The 18,874-nt window shown below is 39.1% G+C and carries 13 protein-coding genes; 5 read left to right on the top strand and 8 right to left on the bottom strand.

Features of this window, described 5'->3' with window-relative positions:
• Positions 1-16: 16 nt before the first annotated feature.
• A complete protein-coding gene (locus ON073_RS07110; RefSeq protein ID WP_274761178.1) occupies positions 17-2,332 on the bottom strand; it encodes a DUF262 domain-containing protein in 2,316 nt (771 codons plus the stop codon).
• A gap of 257 nt (positions 2,333-2,589) precedes the next feature.
• Between ON073_RS07110 and ON073_RS07105 the strand changes: the two genes are divergently transcribed.
• From ON073_RS07105 to ON073_RS07095, 3 genes are read left to right on the top strand one after another with little or no spacing between them, the layout of a single operon-like run.
• Positions 2,590-3,534, top strand: a complete 945-nt coding sequence (locus ON073_RS07105) for a DUF4007 family protein (RefSeq protein ID WP_274761177.1) — start codon at positions 2,590-2,592, stop codon at positions 3,532-3,534.
• A 1-nt stretch (position 3,535) separates the two neighbouring features.
• On the top strand, positions 3,536-6,943 hold the full coding sequence (locus tag ON073_RS07100; RefSeq protein WP_274761176.1) for a hypothetical protein: 3,408 nt from the start codon (positions 3,536-3,538) through the stop codon (positions 6,941-6,943).
• A complete protein-coding gene (locus tag ON073_RS07095) occupies positions 6,936-7,832 on the top strand; it encodes a phosphoadenosine phosphosulfate reductase family protein (RefSeq protein WP_274761175.1) in 897 nt (298 codons plus the stop codon). The genes ON073_RS07100 and ON073_RS07095 overlap by 8 nt, the downstream gene beginning before the upstream one ends.
• Before the next feature lie 12 nt (positions 7,833-7,844).
• On the opposite strand, the gene ON073_RS07090 is transcribed toward ON073_RS07095, so the two are convergent.
• Positions 7,845-8,963: a cysteine desulfurase family protein gene (locus ON073_RS07090; RefSeq protein ID WP_274761174.1), complete on the bottom strand. Its 1,119-nt coding sequence runs from the start codon at positions 8,961-8,963 to the stop codon at positions 7,845-7,847.
• Between the two features lie 97 nt (positions 8,964-9,060).
• Between ON073_RS07090 and ON073_RS07085 the strand changes: the two genes are divergently transcribed.
• Positions 9,061-10,443, top strand: coding sequence for an MBL fold metallo-hydrolase RNA specificity domain-containing protein (locus tag ON073_RS07085; RefSeq protein WP_274761216.1), 1,383 nt, complete (start codon positions 9,061-9,063; stop codon positions 10,441-10,443).
• A 16-nt stretch (positions 10,444-10,459) separates the two neighbouring features.
• On the opposite strand, the gene galU is transcribed toward ON073_RS07085, so the two are convergent.
• Genes galU through ON073_RS07065 form a run of 4 tightly spaced genes read right to left on the bottom strand, consistent with a single transcriptional unit; the run spans position 10,460 to position 16,161 of the window.
• The gene (gene galU / locus ON073_RS07080; protein ID WP_274761173.1) at positions 10,460-11,365 is read right to left on the bottom strand and encodes a UTP--glucose-1-phosphate uridylyltransferase GalU; all 906 of its coding nucleotides are present in this window, start codon (positions 11,363-11,365) and stop codon (positions 10,460-10,462) included.
• Positions 11,366-11,367: 2 nt separating this feature from the next.
• Positions 11,368-13,116 carry a sugar phosphorylase gene (locus ON073_RS07075; RefSeq protein WP_274761172.1) on the bottom strand — a complete coding sequence of 583 codons (1,749 nt, stop codon included), beginning with the start codon at positions 13,114-13,116 and terminating at the stop codon, positions 11,368-11,370.
• Entirely contained in the window at positions 13,116-14,360 is a 1,245-nt protein-coding gene (locus ON073_RS07070; RefSeq protein ID WP_274761171.1) for a glycosyl transferase, read from the bottom strand. The genes ON073_RS07075 and ON073_RS07070 overlap by 1 nt, the downstream gene beginning before the upstream one ends.
• Positions 14,353-16,161, bottom strand: a complete 1,809-nt coding sequence (locus tag ON073_RS07065; protein ID WP_274761170.1) for an HAD-IIB family hydrolase — start codon at positions 16,159-16,161, stop codon at positions 14,353-14,355. Before ON073_RS07065 ends, ON073_RS07070 begins: the two co-directional genes overlap by 8 nt.
• Before the next feature lie 285 nt (positions 16,162-16,446).
• Between ON073_RS07065 and ON073_RS07060 the strand changes: the two genes are divergently transcribed.
• Positions 16,447-17,616, top strand: a complete 1,170-nt coding sequence (locus tag ON073_RS07060; protein ID WP_274761169.1) for a lipid-transfer protein — start codon at positions 16,447-16,449, stop codon at positions 17,614-17,616.
• A gap of 70 nt (positions 17,617-17,686) precedes the next feature.
• Here the strand turns inward: ON073_RS07060 and ON073_RS07055 are convergent, their stop codons facing one another.
• Together ON073_RS07055 and ON073_RS07050 are read right to left on the bottom strand one after the other, a co-directional pair.
• Positions 17,687-18,013 (bottom strand): YbaB/EbfC family nucleoid-associated protein, encoded by a 327-nt coding sequence (locus ON073_RS07055; RefSeq protein ID WP_274761168.1) that lies wholly within the window; start codon positions 18,011-18,013, stop codon positions 17,687-17,689.
• Between the two features lie 45 nt (positions 18,014-18,058).
• The coding region (locus tag ON073_RS07050; protein ID WP_274761167.1) for a DNA polymerase III subunit gamma/tau C-terminal domain-containing protein at positions 18,059-18,874 on the bottom strand (816 nt) is incomplete at its 5' end.

The following is an 18,874-nucleotide window of genomic DNA, read 5'->3' as shown; positions in this document are numbered from 1 at the left end:
ACAGAAGCATGATTGTTTAATTCAACCAACCATAAAGATTTACCCAAGCATTCTTCAGCAATAACTCGGTGCGTTCTTCAATTGCTACTTTATTCCACTCTTCAGCATAAGTGATATCGGCAAATTTACTTTCTAAAAGAACATTAGAGCAGTGTAATTTAGATTCATCTGATAAATCGCTGTAGTTATTCAGTAATGTATCAAGCTCTTTTATAGAGTCACTTGAAAGGGCTACTAGTAATGATTGCTTAATATCATCCCAAGAATCATCTTTTAAGATATTATCTCTCGGATCAATAAGCACATTACCTAGTTTATTAAATACTTCAGGATCGTTTATGTCAGTATCTTGCCAATGCCTTTCACCTGAGTAAACCTTCTTGACAACATCTTTTTTACTAATAATTTTCCACATTGCTGTAGTTAAAAATTGAGTAACAGGTTCTTCTATACGCTCAAAGTCATTTCCAATCAGCTTAACATTATGAAAACCAGCAAGTACTAACAGTTTTATACCTTTCACTTTAGTCAACAATGGTTGCTTTGAACAAATATCGAGCCATTGGTCTATGTCTGTTTCTTTTGGTGATTGTTTACTCTGTATTTTATATTCGAGTTGTTGTCTAAAGAATGACTTTAAATCCTCGACATTGAACTGTTCAGCACTCAAATTGTTCTCTTTTAATACGTATGGTGTATGGTAACTACCTGAAACATCAAACCCCTTCTCATGTAATTTTTTATAAACATTATCTATACCATCCGCTCCACCACTCATTGCTCGCCAAAGTACACTAAAAGCGGTTACAGCTTTAATAGCTTTATTAAAACTAAAATCATTAGAACCTGACTGAGCATAATGTTTATCTTGTAGAATAAACTGTATAAGAAGTGGTTGGACAATGTCGTGCTTTATATCTACTAAATAACGTAAGCATAAATTTGCTAAATCAAGATCGGTTTCATTAACTAGATTTGATGCATGTGGGTTTGCCGCTTGCCAATTATCAAATAAAAAGTCTGCAGATGTTGCTAGATAGTTAAGATAATCATCACGGTTTACACATTTAGTATTTTCATAACTATCAAGCATTGCCTTACGTTGATCACGGAGATGAGTAACCTTAACTTTCCCTTCGAATGCTCTTACGAAAGCTAAAATTAATGCTTTTGTTTTATCGTTCTTTTCTTTACTTGCTGTTATTTTCTCAAAGCGATCGGTAATAGAGTTTAGAGTTGCCAATTCTTCTTTTGCAGCTTGAGAATCTTCATCTCGTTTTCTTCCAATGTGTTCAATTACCTTAGGTACAAATGTTTCTATTGCAGTCAGCGGTTCTCCTGTAGTATTGAGCGCTTCGAACATATCAAATGCATATGATTCATTATTAACTTCTACGTAAGTTAAACAAACTCTGTGTAGTAAGAATTTAGTAAAAGCAGTGATAAAAATCATTGCAGGCACTTTCACTTGTTGTTGTGCCGCATTTATGAGCTCTTCATCAATGGGAAAATCAAGACAACTATCTAATGTTGAAACATTTAATAAATCTTCTAAGTTGAGCTTTTCTTGATCAGAACCTTTTAATTGGAAACCTTTTTCAATATCTCCTAGTAGTTTTTTAATTATCCGGTAATTCTCACTAACTCTTTTACTACCTTCACTTAATGAAGCTCTATCAAATTCAGCAAACTTTTCGGTACCTTCATGTTCTAAAACATGCTTTTCGTATGCTATGAGTATTTCTGCCATAGGGCTTTTATAACTAGCTTTGTTCTCTGTTTTACCCCAGCAATCTACTTGTGAGCGAATTATTTTAGGGTAGTTTTTATACAAAGGGTGTTCAGCAGCAGTTTTTACAACAGTAGCAGACGTATCGTTGATTAACTCTGAAATTGTTTCTTTCAATGCTTCTAATGAGTCTTTTATATTTTCATGACTTTCAGTCTCAATTAACCGCTTCAATTTCGGCAAATGTAGCCTAAGCCTCTCATTCAAAGCTACCAGTATTAATGTAAGTGTTGATAATCGCTGTTGTCCATCTATAACAAGTCTAATATCTTGAGGATGCTGTTTTCTATTTAGAGGAAAAATTGTCTTTGCATCATTATCTTCAACAGTTAGGATCGAGCCAAGAAAGATAATTGCATCAGGTGAATCTAATAAATTACGAAATACATTGTCACAGTCGATAAACAAGTCATTGATATGTACCTCTTCCCATGAGTATGGCCTCTGATAAGCAGGCATATAAAAACCCATTTTGTTTGTATCACATAAGACATCGTAAACTGACTTTGGTTCTGCCTTAAAAATGTCGAGGGACTTTTGCATCTAAGATTGGTTCCTTTATTAGATATCAGAGTTAATAAGTTCCTTTTTAATTAGATAACACTAGACCTTTATCAACCCTGAACAAAATTGCTATCTATCTGAATAATAATATAATTGCACAAAAAAAAATAAATTTACATAATTATTTAGTATAGTTACTCAGCAACTGTATAAATATACAAAAAGCACTTTCTCTTAGGTTTAATTCCATATAACATTACTGCTGTTGGACAAGTTCTCCAGGAGTAGTTATAAGCATGAAAGCTAAATTTACAGGGCACGATACCTTTCCCCTGCGCTATGGATGGTTATACAAAGCTGTTAATCATTTGAATTTAAAAGGTAAGTTTACTAGTACTGACGAAGAAGGCATACGTGAATCGATCGTACGTTTAGGTGTTGGTAAAAACATGGTCAAAGCAATACAGTATTGGGCAGAATCAAGCTGTGTAATTAATGCTTCGCGCGAGCAAAACTCTTACGTCCATCATATTACCCCGCAAGGTAAACGCTTATTTGGTGACGGTATCAGCCCTGGTGCTGATCCTTACCTTGAAAAAATTGGGTCAATTTGGCTTTTACATTTTTGGCTTAATTTCAATGACAAGCACTTAACGGCATATCGTTACTTCTTTAATTACGCAAATGTTCAGCATTTCGAAAAGTCAAAATTTGTTGATGACTGTTATAGCGCTGCAACTCAATTGATTCAATCTGAAGTAGGTAACATTTCTACAATTAAAAAAGACATTGACTGTTTTTTAAATACTTATTGTAAAAAAGCAAAATTGGCTAAATCAAAAACAAACATAAAGGTTGATGAAGATCATTTTACAAGCCCGTTATCAGAACTCAATTTATTACAAGACAATGGAGCTGGGTTTTATGTAAGCGCACTTGCTGAACGCCCGGAATTACCTATTGAAATATTTGCCTATGCATTGCTTGAGTTTTATAAGCTAGAAACTGTAGATTCTAATGTCACTACAATTGACTTTGATTCACTATTAACTAAGCCCTGTTCGCCTGGTCGTATATTCCGCCTTTCAGAGTCAGGTTTAGGTCAAAAACTAGATGAGTTACAAGAGTTTAGTGCTGGTGAAATATCATGGGTTGATTCTCTAGGCTTGCGTCAAGTTAACATTAACCAATCACCTGAAAACCAATCTGACAAGTATTTAGATATCTATTATGGCCAATAAAATGTCTGACTTATTAATTAATATAAACCAACGTTATAAAAGCTCAACACGTATTGATGTTGATACGTCAGATCTAAAACCTTTTATTGATGATTTTATTGTTCATGGTACCGCTGTTAACGTAATTGATACTATTAGCCGTGAATTTCAAAGCAGTACCCAGCGTGCCTACACTATTACAGGCCCTTATGGTTCAGGTAAATCAACTATTGCGTTGTTTTTAAGTTGTCTGTTAAGCCAACACTCAAATGAGCGTGATTACGCTCAAGCAAAATTAGATAATTCGCAATCAATTATTACTGACTTTAATTCACGCTTTAATATTAAAAATGGTTGGCAAACCATTAAACATGTGTGTGGTTTAGAAGCACCCAGCAATAGTATTTTAGTGAGCTTATTAAAAGCTTATAGTGTTGAATTTGATGAAGAAGTTATTAGCTCATATGATGATGAAGCTTGTTTAAAAGAAATTAAGAAACTTCTTGCGACACCTAATACTGATAAAGACGGTGTGATCATTTTACTCGACGAAATGGGTAAAGCGCTTGATTATCAATCAAGGTCAAACAAAGATCTGCACCTATTCCAATCATTAGCAGATATTGTACAAAACTCTAAAAGTCCAGTCGTTATCATTGGCTTTTTACATCAGGCATTTTCTGATTACGCAAAAAATAAAGACAGTAAAACTCAGCAAGAATGGGCAAAAGTGCAGGGTCGTTACCGTGACCTGAGTTTTAACCCATCCATTGATGAATCACTTATTCTTGTGGGTGATTCAATTGCCAAACACGCAAAAGTTTCGAACGCATTAACAGAACAACATAAATCTCTTGTTAATGTAGTCAGCGAGTCTTTTGTTAATCAAGCGAGAAATGCAAACGCACTTTTAAATACTCTTCCGCTTGATCCCGTTGTTAGTTTATTGCTTGGCCCTGTTTCTCGCAGACGTTTTTCTCAAAATGAAAGAAGTTTGTTTGGCTTTTTAGCATCCCATGAAAAGCTAGCATTTCGAGAATTTTTAGAGACAAACTATAACCAATTAAATGAATCACTTGCACTATATCAACCTGAAGCATATTGGGATTACTTGCATCATAACTTACATCATTTAATTGTTACATCTCATGATAGTAAGGCTTGGTTAGAAGGTTGTGATGCAATTCATAGGGCGAGTCAAAAAGGGGCTGAGCTTCACGTAGCTATTACTAAAGTAATTGCGTTATTAACCATTTTTGGCTTCCACCATCATTTACACGCTAAACGTGCATTTATCTCGAATTACTTTGTAACTCGCGGCTATTCTAAACAAGATGTAGATAACGCCATAAGTGACCTAGAAAATTGGACAGTAATTATTTACCGTCAAAAGCACGATGCTTTATTCGTATTTCAAGGCAGTGATATTGATATCAATACGCTTATCAATGAACGTATTGAGGCCATTAGCGAAGGTGTGGATTGGACACAGGTTTGTGATTTACCGCAAAATACGCTAGCAACAGCGCATTATCATGAAACAGGTACTATGCGTTGGGCATCCACTAAGCTTGTTAACAAGCTGGATAAAAACTTGATTGCTGCTCTTTCAAACACACCTGTTACAGGTGAAACGTTTTTACACTTTGTGTTACCTACAAATACGAGTGTTGCTAAAGAGTTAAACAATTCTCTTACAGACGATTCATATATTGCTATTGGTAATGTAGAAAGTTTTGATTCATTAAAGCTTGAAGCTATTGAATTAATTGCACTTAATCAAATTGCTAAAGAAGAAAGCAAAATAAATCATGATCTCATCGCTAAAAATGAGTTAGAAACGAGAATAACCCAAGCTAAGTACAAAGTTGCAGAAGAGTTACATCGTTTATTTAAAGATGCTAGTTGGAAATACAAAGGTAAAAAACTAGCTAATGCATCGCTAACAGTTTTAGCATCTCAGATTGCAAATATTATATTTGCCAAAGCTCCAAGCGTTATTAATGAATTAGTAAATCGCTCAAAACCTTCGGGAAGTGCAAATAGCGCCATAAGAAAGCTAATGAACGCAATGTTTGAATATGGTGATGAAAAAGATCTGGGATTTGATGAAAATAGCTTTCCTCCAGAAAAAGGGCTTTATCTCTCCTGCTTAAAGAGTAAAGGGTGGCATTTAGAAACAAGCGAGGGTTATCTGTTCCCAAACAATTGGGATAAACAAGCGATAAATAACAACCCTAAAATGCATACTCTTTGGCAAGATGGCGTAACATTTATTAAGCAACACTCTAAAAACCAGCATGTTACTCTTGCTGCACTTTATGATATGTGGATGAAACCACCTTACGGTTTAACTTCAGGTTTATGTTGTATTTATGGCCTTGCATTATTGAAGTCGTTAGAGGGCCAAGTAGCTTTTTATGATTTTGATTCAACTAAACAATTTGTATTTATCCCTGAATTAGATGAAGAACTTGTTAACAAGATTTACAAGTACCCACATGAAGCTGCTGTAAGGTATTTTGAGATATCTGAAATTCAAACACACTTATTGGATAACCTAGCAAAAGCAACTCTCGGTGAAACGCAACCAAATGGTGCGATACTCAACATCGCCAAACATATAGTTGGCATTGTTCATAAGTTGCCTTCATGGGTTAAGAAAACAAGTGGTGACAATTTTGGGGAAGAACATCAGCAAGGATTGTCTAAAGAAGCTAGGAATTTTAGAAATAAAGTAATTGGCGCAAACGATCCATTTAAGTTGATTTTAGATGATTTACCTACCGTTTTTGGTTTTAGTAAAGACGATCCGTCAGTAGAAAAACAATTGGCGACTAGCTTAAAACGGGCAATCGAAGAACTTACTGCGCAACATGACATTTTATTTAATGGTTTTAAACAAGTCATAACTTCAATGCTTGGTGAAGATTTTAATGAGCAACTTAAAGAACGATGTATTTTTGTCGACACAGTTGCAAAGCGACCAAATGTCAAAGAATTTGCCAAGCGTATCGCTGCCTATATAGATAATCAAGATCAGCCAATTGCTAAAACTAAATTCGAATTTATTATCAATTTAACTACTGGTACTCCAGAGCGTAACTGGACAGATAAACACTTACGCAATGGTTTTGATGAACTACAAAATTTATGCATTCAATTTAGACGCATAGAATCTTTTGGCAACATCCAAAACAAAGGTACGTCGAAACCATTAGCGTTAATGACATTGGATGACAATGGTAAGCACAAAGAATTTGGTAGTTTTATAAAACATGGTTTAACTGATGATACTCAAGTGCTTAAAGCCGTTAGTAATATTAAGTCTAACTTGTCTGATATTTCAAAAGAAAAACAGCTCGCAGCATTATCTAAGCTACTTGCTGATTTAATGGATGATGTCACTGAGGAGACTATTGATGACTGAAAAAGTTAAATATGTTCTTGGTCTTTCAGGAGGTAAAGACAGTAGTGCTCTTGCACTGTTTGTTAAGGAAATGTACCCCGAACTAGAAGTTGAATATTTTTTCACTGACACAGGGTATGAACTACCTGAAACGAATGATTTTATCGATAAGCTAGAAGAGAAATTAGGGTATATTCATCGCCTAAACGCACGTTCACTAAATAATATTGAAGGACGTGGTGAAAAAGATTTCGCCCATTTACTAAAAGAGCATGGTAACTATTTACCATCACAACGAGATCGTTGGTGTACTGTTCAAATGAAGCTAAAACCCTTTGAACAGTGGTTAGATGGTTTTATCAAAGACGGTTATAAAATTAAAAATTTTGTTGGCATACGCGCTGATGAACCAGAACGTACTGGATATATGACTATTGAAAAGCCCATTGAATCGGTTTTTCCGTTTCGTGAACATGGCATTGTGCGTAGTGATATTGAAAATATACTACAACGTAATGGTTTAGAACTGCCGGAATATTATAAATGGCGCTCTCGTTCAGGTTGTACGTTCTGCTTTTACCAACGTAAAATTGAGTGGGTGAAATTAATGCAAATGCACCCCGACTTATTTGAAGAAGCAAAAGCTTTTGAAAAAGGTGATGATACCAATACTACAGTTGGTGAACGTTTTTACTGGATGGGACAAGGTACCCCGCTAGAAACTTTAGAAGACCCTGAAGTACAAAAGCGCATAATTGAAAATCATGAGAAAAAAGTTGCTCGCTTCCAAAAGAAAAAGCGTAGAAATGCACTGCTAGGTGATATTGAAGGGTATTGTGAGTTCGGTGAACTCGACGATATTTACGATGAAGCTGAAGGCGGTGGAGCCTGTGTTACATGTTATAAATAAAAAAAGCAGCTTTTAAGCTGCTTTTTTTATGGCGTCAATTAAGAGGTCAATGTCCTTGATACTTATGTCGTACGAAAAGCTAATGCGAAATGTATTTTCAGCTTCTTCTCTAGTTAACCCAAGTGCAGTTAGTACATGAGATGCCTCGATTTCTTTTGAGGAGCAAGCTGAACCTTGTGCCAAGCACATTAAGCTCTCATTTTCTCTAATCAACAGACCCGTATTTACTTCTAATAAGCTTAATGACAAACAATGAGGTAAAGAGTCTAAATGTCCATTTATTTGATAATGTATATTTTGTTCTTCCAGCTGCTGCAATAAGTATTGTTTTATATTCTTTTCTTTAAACGCTTGGTAGTACTTTTCAAAGTATTCGATTGCAGTACCAAATCCCATAATCAGAGGGGTAGCAACTGTTCCACCTCTTAATCCATCTTCTTGTCCTGCTCCGTGTATTACTGGCTGTAAATTGTGTTTTCTTAAATCTCTGATGTAAATTGCACCAATACCTTTGGGGCCACCTATTTTATGGGCTGAGAATGACATAATATCTACATTCATATCATCAACATCAATCTCTATTTTGCCAAAACTCTGAGCTGCATCAGTATGAAATAAAACATTCTTTTCAAAGCAAACTTTGCCTATTTCAGATATCGGATTTATCGTTCCTAATTCATTATTTACATGCATTACAGATACTAAAGCAGTGTCTTCTCTTAACGCATCTCTAATAGATTCTGGTTCAATAATTCCTTGTAAATTAGGCTTCACAATTGTGAATTCATACCCTTGCTTCTCAAGAAAGTCACAGATTGAAAAAATACATTTATGCTCGATCGCTGAAATTACTATATGTTTTTTGTTTTCAGCAACATCACCACCGAATAATACACTCTTAAATGCGATGTTATTCGACTCAGTAGCTCCACTTGTAAAGACAATTTCGCTAGCAAACGCACCAATTTTTTCAGCAAGTTGCTCTCTTACTTTATTAACTTGCTCAAGAGATTGCTCACCTAAAAAGTGGTTCGATGCAGAATTTGCAAATGTATTTTCAAATGCTTCTTTTAAAGCTATTTGCACTTCAGGTAGAACTGGGTAGGACGCTGCGGTATCGAAATAAATCATAGCAAAATTCACAGTATAAATTTGTTTATTTATATCATTTTATAACGCTATTATCTAAACATAATGTACTAATAAATATAGGAATTGAAATATGGACATTGAAATTCTTCATCACGGGGCGGTTAATGGTGTTACCGGCTCGTGCCACCAGCTAAAAATTGATGACGCTGCGAGTCTGTTAATTGATTGCGGTTTGTTTCAGGGGGATGAGCAACGAACTGGTGGCGATAATGTCCTTGCCATCGCGTTTGATATTGCAACTGTTGCTGCGCTTATTGTTACCCATGTGCATATTGATCATGTAGGGCGCATTCCTTATTTACTTGCGGCGGGGTTTAAAGGCCCTATTTATTGCTCTAAGGCATCGGCGCAGTTGTTGCCATTAGTGATTGAAGATGCACTTAAAATTGGCGTTACCCGTGATGAGTCACTTATTAATACGTTCTTAAAACTACTTAAAAAGCAAATTTTTGCCCTTGATTTTAATTGCTGGCAGCCAATTACTTTGGCAAGTAAAACATCTAAAGCAAAGTTACGTTTACAGCGCGCTGGCCATATTTTAGGTAGCAGTTATGTTGAGATTGACATAACCCAAGGCAAGCAGAATCATCGTGTGGTTTTTAGTGGCGACTTAGGTGCACCTTACACACCGCTATTGCCCTCGCCTAAATCCCCTTATCGTGCCGACACCTTAATAATCGAATCAACCTACGGCGATAAAATACACCAAGGGCGTAAAACCCGCGCCAAAGTACTAAAACAAGTGATTGAAAAAGCGGTTGCCGACAAAGGCGTAGTAATTATTCCGGCCTTTAGTATTGGCCGCACACAAGAGCTACTATACGAGCTAGAACAATTTATTTATCAAGAACGCAAACACAACTCTATTTGGCAATCGCTTAATGTGATTGTAGATTCGCCCATGGCGGCTAACTTTACTGCCCATTATTTGCAGTTTAAAGCTTTGTGGGATGATGAAGCCAAACGCAAACTTAACGCCCATCGGCATCCGCTCGATTTTTCTCAGCTGATAACTGTAGATAGCCATAAAGAGCACCTCGCTATGGTCAGTGCCCTTGCCAATAATAAACAACCTGCCATTGTAATTGCCGCCAGCGGTATGTGTAGTGGTGGCCGCATTGTTAACTATTTAACCACCTTTTTACCCAACAAAACTGCCGATATTATATTTGTTGGCTATCAAGCCAGCGGCACACCGGGGCGCGATATTCAACAATATGGCCCAAACAATGGCTATGTAATACTTAACCACGAAAAAGTCACGATTAATGCTGGCGTGCACACCATTAGTGGCTATTCAGCCCACGCCGACAAAAACGATTTACTCAATTTTGTAAAACGCATTAAACGTAAGCCGCACACAATTAAAATTGTCCATGGCGATAACAGTGCAAAAAGTGCTTTAAAACAGGCTTTTTTAGAACTATTACCCTCATGTAATGTTGTGATTGCTGAGTAGATAAAGCCCTTGTAACTTAATGCTTGTTCTCGGCCAATATGGTTTCAATATAATCGGTTAGCTCACCTTTAAACTCAGCACGTTGAATGGCGTATTCTATATTGGCTTTAATAAAGCCAAGCTTATTGCCGCAATCGTGGGTTTTGCCCACCAGCTGGTAAGCCTCTAACCCTGTTTGGTCTAATAACGTATAAAGCGCATCGGTTAGTTGAATTTCATCGCCTGCACCCGGTGGGGTTTTGGCTAAAATTGGCCAAATGCTTTCAGAAAGTACATAACGGCCCGTAATGGCAAGGTTTGAAGGGGCTTCTTCGCGTGGTGGTTTTTCTACCATGCCAATAATTTTAGCGGTTTCGCCTGCACACAGGGTTTGGTTGTCTAAATCAACCACGCCATAGCTTTGCACCTGTGCCATTTCTACTGGGTTTACCATTATTTGATTAACGCCTGTTTCGTTGTAGTTACTAACCATTTTCGCGAGGTTTTCTACGCCTAAATCTGAGTGGTATTTATCAATGATTACATCGGGCAAAATTACCGCAAATGGCTCTTCGCCAATTACCGAACGCGCACATAAAATGGCATGGCCTAGTCCTTTTGCTTCAGCTTGGCGCACCGAAATCATAGTAATACCTTTGGGGTTAATGCTTTTAACCTCTTGTAAGAGCGAGCGTTTAACACGTGATTCTAGCTGCGCCTCTAACTCAAAACTGGTATCAAAGTGGTTTTCGATGGAGTTTTTACTGGCATGGGTTACTAACACAATTTCTTTAATGCCAGCAGCAGCCGCCTCTTCCACCACATATTGAATAAGTGGTTTATCTACCAGTGTTAGCATTTCTTTTGGAATGGCTTTGGTTGCTGGCAGCATACGTGTGCCAAGGCCTGCAACGGGGATCACCGCTTTGGTTACTTTTTTCATTGTTATACTCCCTTACGTTTATTGGTTAGCCAAATTGTTTGATATGGCAACAGCGCAAACTCGCTGTTTAAATCGTTAATTTGCTGATCTGTGAGTAAGTCGTACCAGTGTTCTGTTTCAATTAAATTAAGCTCGTTTAAACGAAGCGAGACTGGCTTATTAGTAATATTAGCAATACAAAAGATACTTTGACTGCGATTCATACATTGTCGCCACACACCAAACAGTTCTGGGCCAAGTTGCAACACAAATTGGGTGGCGTTGGGGTGAAAGGCATTTTGCTGTTTTCTTATTGCTAGCAAGGTTTTTAGGCCGCTTAATACTTTGCTGTGATGGCTGTACGGATTGGCAAGTTGATCATTTAACAATTCGCTTTGCCAGCGGTGGCGGTTAATCGCGCGGTTATGATGGGTGTTGTTGTATTTTTCATAGTCGTTTTCGGTGCCAAGCAAACTATGAATATAAATACCGGGAATGCCTTCTAGGCTCATCATAATGCTGTGGGCGCAAATAAACCGCTGGTACTGATGCTTATCGGGCCCATCTGTTGTGCCTTTAAGCGCATCATACAAAGCAATGTTCATTTCGTAAGGTTTTTGGCTGCCATCTTCCCCTGTTCGCCACGAAATAAGCCCGCCAAAATTTTGCATGGTGTTAACCATGGTGGCAATTTCGCTTTCGCTCAGTAAACCTTCGGCTGGCCTTAAGCCAATGCCATCGTGCGAAGCAATAAAGTTAAAATAGCAGGTACCATTTTGCGCGGGTGGCATGCGCATTAACCAGTGTTTTAACGCTTGGCAATCGCCTGAAATTAAGCTGTAAATAAGTAGCGGCGGCAGCGAAAAGTTATAAATGGCATGGGCTTCGTTGGCATTACCAAAATACGCTAAGTTTTGAATATTAGGGATGTTGGTTTCGGTAATTATTATGGCGTTTTCATTTGCGCATTCAATAAGCGTGCGTAACAGCCTTACTACTTCATGGGTTTGCGGTAAGTTAATGCAACTTGTGCCTATTTCTTTCCATAAAAAGGCGATGGCATCTAAACGAAATATCAACACGCCCGCATCTAGGTATTGTTTAATAATACCCACAAACGCAATAAGCACTTCTGGGTTTGAAAAGTCTAAATCGACTTGATCATGACTAAAGGTGCACCACACAAACTGCTCGCCTTGCTTGGTGGTTACTGGCTTTAATAAAGGTGATGTGCGCGGCCTAACCACTTTATCAAGCGGGTCGCTTTGCGATGCGGTAAAAAAGTAATTGTGGCCTGTGCCCTCGCCTTTTATAAAGTTTTCAAACCAAATGGAGCGCGCTGAGCAGTGGTTAATCACTAAATCGGCCATTAACTTATAGCTTTTGCTTATGGCGCTAATGTCTTGCCATTCTCCCAGTGATTCATTCACGCTGGAATAATCAAGCACTGAAAAACCATCGTCTGAGCTGTACGGGAAAAACGGCAAAATATGTACGCCGCTTAGCTCATTACTTAAATGGCTATCAATAAATTGTTTTAAAGTTACCAGCGGCTTTTCACTGTCGCATACTATGCTGTCGCCATAGGTGATCATCACAATATCCGATTCATTCCAGCGGTTTAAAAAAGGCGTTGGCCCTTGCGCGTTTTCACTTAACGCCATTTGGGTTAAAAGCTTATCGGCGATGGCATCCACTGAGTCCTTTATTGCGACCCCTTCATAAATAACTTGCAGTTGCTTAAGCAGTTTTTCTTTTAATGGATAGGTCATCAGCTTACCTTTTTGCGAAGTTTTGCTGAAAATTCGAGGTAATCTTCTTCTACCGCTTCTTCTAAGCGTGAAAGCACATCGGGCATGGCGCTAATTACTCGGTTCCACGATGGAATAAACGGAGTTTCCATAGGTTTTTCTAAAAATGATTGCCCTGCTGCCATAATGTTTTTAGCAAACATTTCTACTGATTTTTCTTCGGTGTGAATATCCACTTGCAGGCCATTGATAATCGCATCGTTTTTATAGGTTTCGATATAGTCGAGCGCAATGCGGTAATAGGTAGCTTTTATGGTGCGCATGGTTTCGGTGTTTAGGGTGTAACCTTGCGTGGCGAGCTTTCTAAAAAACGCTTTGGTTATGTCTATCGACATTTTAGATAAGCCACCTTCGCTATTATGAAGCGATAAGTCTTGGTGCTTGTGGTCGTACACGTTGGCAATATCCACCTGGCACAAGCGGTTGGCAGCATAGTTGCGCTGCATTTCTGAAAGTACGCCAATCTCTAACCCCCAATCGCTTGGAATACGAATATCGTTTAGCACATCACGTCTAAACGAAAACTCACCCGAGAGCGAATAACGGTAGCTATCCATATAATCTAGGTAGTCGTTATGGCCTATCACGCGTTTAAGTGCTTTTAATAATGGTGTAACAAGTAAACGCGCCACACGGCCATTAAGTTTGCCATCGGAATAACGGGCGTAATAGCCTTTGCAAAATTCGTAGTTAAATTGCGGGTGCGCTACAGGGTAAATTAAACGGGCAATTAAGCTGCGGTCGTAAGTTAAAATATCGCAGTCGTGCAGTGCGATAGACTCCGCCTCTTTAGTGGCTAGCGCATACCCCATGCAATACCACACGTTACGGCCTTTACCCATTTCGGTCGGTGCCACGCCTAGCGCTTGTAATTCGGCGTCGAGCTGCTTTAATCGTGGGCCATCATTCCATAAAATTTGATGTGGCTGGCCTAAATATTTAAAAAACTCAATGGCTTTACAAAACTCAGCTTCGGTGGCTCTGTCTAGGCCAATAATCACTTGCGATAAATATGGCACTTCACTTAAATGTTCAACAATTTTAGGCAGCGCTTCACCTTCTAGCTCGCTGTAAAGTGAGGGTAAAATTAAGCCCATTGGCCGCGTTTTAGAAAACTCAACCAGCTCGTTTTCTAGCTCTTCCACACCTCGATTAGTTAGATTATGTAGCGTGGTTACAATGCCATTTTGGTAAAAATCAGCCATAGTCTTTCTCCTTCAGAGGGTGGTTAATAATCGATTTAATGCGCTCAATATGATGGTTATCAAGCTCGCTAATAAGTTGCATCATCACTTCGTGCCAGCCTGTAGGCCCTGGCATAGTTGAGCGCATAACGCCTTTTTCACGCTGTAAATCAATAAACGGATGGGTCATTGATTTGATTTGTACTGCGATATCTGCTTGTTCTAGCATGGCGCTGTCGTTTTCGCTATCGCCGAGTGCCACACTCAGCCAATCACCCGGCAGTTCGCCTTTAATTAGGTTAAATAACCACTTAAGCGCTAGCCCTTTATTTTCAGTGCCACATACATGTAAAAAACGCCCACCTTCAATAATGATTGCGCCATGTTCGCGCATGCGTTTTATAAATGCGCTTTTTTGGCAGGCTTCCCCCCTCCAATGTAAAGGTTCGGAGTAATGGCGCAGTTTGGCTTTTTCCGCGTCTTTTTCACTTAAACCTGTAAGCTCCGCCAGCTCACTATTCGTCATTTGGGCAAAGCCTTTATAAAGATGTGCAAAATCGCTGGCGTGTTGTTTTAGCTGGCTTAACCAAAAGCTGCGTGGCTGGCCAAATTCTTTAATGTAGAATTCGCCAAATTCAATCAGATCTTTGGTTTCAATCACGTTTTCTTTTAACCATTTTTTGGGTAAAAAAACGGCGGCACCATTTTCCACAATAAACGGCGTGCCAAGCCCTAACTGTGCGCGAATTGCGATAATTTCTTTATAGGTTTTGCTAGTGCAAGGAATAATAGGAAAGTCCAATTCGTGGCATAAAAACACGCTGACTTTTGCAGGTTGAAACTCGTAGCTGTAATGATCAAGCAAGGTGCCATCAAGGTCGGTAAATACCGCGAGCTTTTCAGGAAAACACAACTGTTTAAAGCGCCCTGTTACCTCAACTATTTTGCGTGTTTCATTTAGGTGTAAGGTGATGTCGGTAGTTTGACAAAACTCGTTTAAAGCAACGCGGGTAAGCCTTTCAAAAAACAGCACAAAGCGCTCTATTTCTTGCTCACTCATAATTTTATTGGCTGGCAGTTTATCTTGTTGCAAACGCAGCTTGGCTTCTTGCTCTTTGCGCCATTGTGCCACTACATCAAAACTAGGTGCTTTTAGCATAATCCAACGGTCAACTCGCTCGAACACATTTTGGTAAACACCACTCAGCTGATTATTGACGTATTCACGCCATGTGCCGTTTTCATCTTCTATTGCTTCAAGCGCGTTTATAGGTGTTTTTAATGCGTCTTGAGGCTCTGCGTTAAGCCCAACGCACCACCCTTCTAGAATAATCACATCGGGTGCTGATGTAACTTTGGTCCATTTATCTGATGGGAATGGATTGTCAGTGGCTTTATTAAAACGGCGAATGAACAAAGGGCGTTTTAACGTTTTACGCGTAAGCGCAGCTAAGTCATGATCTAGCTGATCAATTTTGTGGGTACCCGGTACGCCGCGTGTGCCAAGCAGTGGGTGAATGTTTGTGGCGAGCTCTTCGCGCTCAGAGGCAGATAAGTAATAATCATCGAGCGAAATCGACACTACATTTAAACCAAAATACATGCGTAAATATTGGTTTAAAAAGTCTGTAAGTGTGCTTTTACCCGAACCTTGGCAACCGTTTATGCCAATCACCAGTGGCTGCTTTGTTCTATTTTGGTGCAGTGCAATTTGCTCTGCGATAGGTGCGTACCAAGTTTTTATTGTTTTTTTAACTTCCTGAGAAAGCGAATGTTTTTCTATAAAATGAGAGAGAAACTTGGCAGATAGCGCTTGCACCATAATAATGCATCCTTAGAACGATTTAACTAAATAGTATTTAACTAAATCAATATATGTGCCAAAGCACACCACCTGACAGTTTGCCTTAAATAATATAAAGGCTTTTATATTTAAAACTTCTACCTATTGGATAAATGCTTTTTTTAGCGATATTTTTATTGTTTATGTGCTTAATAACACAAACAAAGTGTTAAAAAGTGAGGTATTTGGTTAATGTTTAAATCACCTAATGCTTGATATTTAATGTAAGAATAAAATTCAGATAATAAAAACAATAGGCTGAAAATGAAGAATGTTATCGTAGCTGGTGTCGGTATGACACAGTTTTGTAAACCTGGCCAACAAGAGCCGTATCGCGTAATGGCTGCAAACGCTATTAGATTGGCGCTTACTGACGCTGGCGTTAATGTAAGCCACATCGAACAAGGCTATGCAGCTTATATTTATGGCGACAGTACCTGTGGGCAACATGCGTTTTATGATGTTGCTCAAACCGGTATTCCCATCATTAATGTTAATAATAATTGCTCTAGTGGTTCAACAGCGCTCTATGCTGCAAGGCAAGCCATATTGTCTGGTGAGGTTGAGTGTGCTGTAGCTTTTGGCTTTGAGGAAATGCAACCAGGTGCGCTGGGCTCACATTGGTCTGACAGGGAAAACCCGTTTGATAGAGCCAATGCTGTGTATGATAAATTTGGCATTCCAAAAGCGCCTATTGCACTACGCGCATTTGGTGCAGCCGGTAAACATTATATGGAAAAATATAATGTCACTAGCGAGCTTTATGCAAAAGTAGCCGTAAAATCACGAAGTCATGCCATACATAACCCTTATTCACTGTTTTCAAAACCACTTACCGTAGAAAGTGTGCTTAATGACAAAATAATTTTTGATAATTATATGACGCGCACTATGGCATGCCCGCCCACCTGCGGCGCTGCAGCTGTCATTCTGTGTAGTGATGCTTTCGCTAAAAAGCATAATATTAGACATGGGGTGAAAATTATTGGCCAAGCCATGGCAACTGATACCCAAGAGTCATGGCAAGATCCTATTCTTTCGGTTGGTGCCGGTATGACTAAACGCGCTGCCAATAAAGCCTTTAACCTCGCGGGTGTTTCTCCTCAAGATGTTGATGTAATTGAATTACATGATTGCTTTACCACCAATGAAGTAATTAATTATGAAGCGCTTGGGCTATGTGAAGAAGGTGAAGCAATAAAGCTGATTTCTGACGGTGATAATACTTACGGTGGTAAGTTTGTAATTGGACCCTCCGGTGGTTTGATGTCAAAAGGCCACCCCATTGGTGCAACTGGCATAGCGCAATGTGTTGAATTAAGCTGGCATTTACGAGGCCAAGCAGGAAAAAGACAAGTTGAGGGCGCGAGATTAGCATTACAGCATAATGTGGGCTTGGGGGGCGCTGTGGTAGTCACCCTGTATCAAAAGTAATTGTGAATTCTGGTAGATATAAAAATAGCGCCAAAAGGCGCTAATTTTTAAAACGTTAAAGCGTTCTAAATTAGAACGGCATTTTGAAGCCTGGAGGCATCTGCATACCGCCAGTTACTGCTTGCATGCGCTCTGCTGTTTGCTCTTCAACGCGGCGTACTGCATCGTTGATTGCTGCAGCTACTAGGTCTTCGATCATTTCTTTGTCGTCTTCCATTAGTGACTCATCAATGTCGATGCGACGCACATTATGACTACCTAGCATAGTTACTTTCACAAGGCCTGCGCCTGCTTCACCAACTACTTCCATATTTTTAATTTCTTCTTGGGCTTTTTGCATGCGCTCTTGCATTTGCTGCGCTTGCTTCATCATGTTACCCATTCCGCCTTTAAACATAATTTTTCTCTCTTTTAATGCATGGCAGCTAGGCTACCAACAAAATTATAATGCCTTTATTGTACCTTCATCTAGCTCTGCGTCAAAGTGTGTCATGAGTTGAGTGATGATTGGATCGTTTTTAATAGTATGCACGGCTTGTTGATGACGAAATGCATCAATCTTTTGCTGAATTTTAAACGGCGTATGTTCAACTACATCGTTAAATTCTATTGCGAGTTCAACCTGCATATTTTTTAATTGAGATAACGCTTGCTGTAATTGATCGCGAAGCATTGGCGAATCTAGGTGCTTTTGCTCAGAATCGACTAGCAAATTAACCTGTGCACCCTGCTCTTGATATATGCTGTGCAGTGCAAATTGTCGCACGCGACCACCAAGCCCCATTTCTTCAATTTTGTTTGCCCACTCGTCTTGCTGATGGGCAAAACGTTCTTGCGAAATTGGGCTTTCGAAGCCTTCAATTATTTGCGGTTCTGGGGCAGGTGCAACTTCTTGCTTTGGCTCTGGCGTTAATTGTTCAATTAACTCAGGTGCCACATGCTGAGTTTCACCGCGGTATTTTTCAAGAGGGCTTTGTTTTGGTTTTGCAAAATTTTCGCCCCTTTGCTGGGGCTCAGTCTTTTTTATCGACGTTTCGCTACCATCCGGCTGAATAAGTGAGCCAGACCCTGACACATTGCGGCGTGCTAAAATTTTAGCAATGGCTTCGGCTTCGTTATTAAAACTTTGCTCAAAGCTTGGCTGTGTTGATTCTTCAACTTGCGGCTCGGCCTCGATTAAAGGCTCTGGAGCTTGCTCTGGCACGGGCGCACTGTCAAACGACTGTTGCTGTTGCTGTTGCTGTTGCTGTTGCTGTTG

The sequence above is a fragment of the Pseudoalteromonas sp. G4 genome (genome assembly GCF_028875915.1).
Lineage (GTDB): Bacteria > Pseudomonadota > Gammaproteobacteria > Enterobacterales > Alteromonadaceae > Pseudoalteromonas.
Note: the sequence above shows the minus strand (reverse complement) of the source record. Positions and strands in the feature narration are given on the sequence as shown.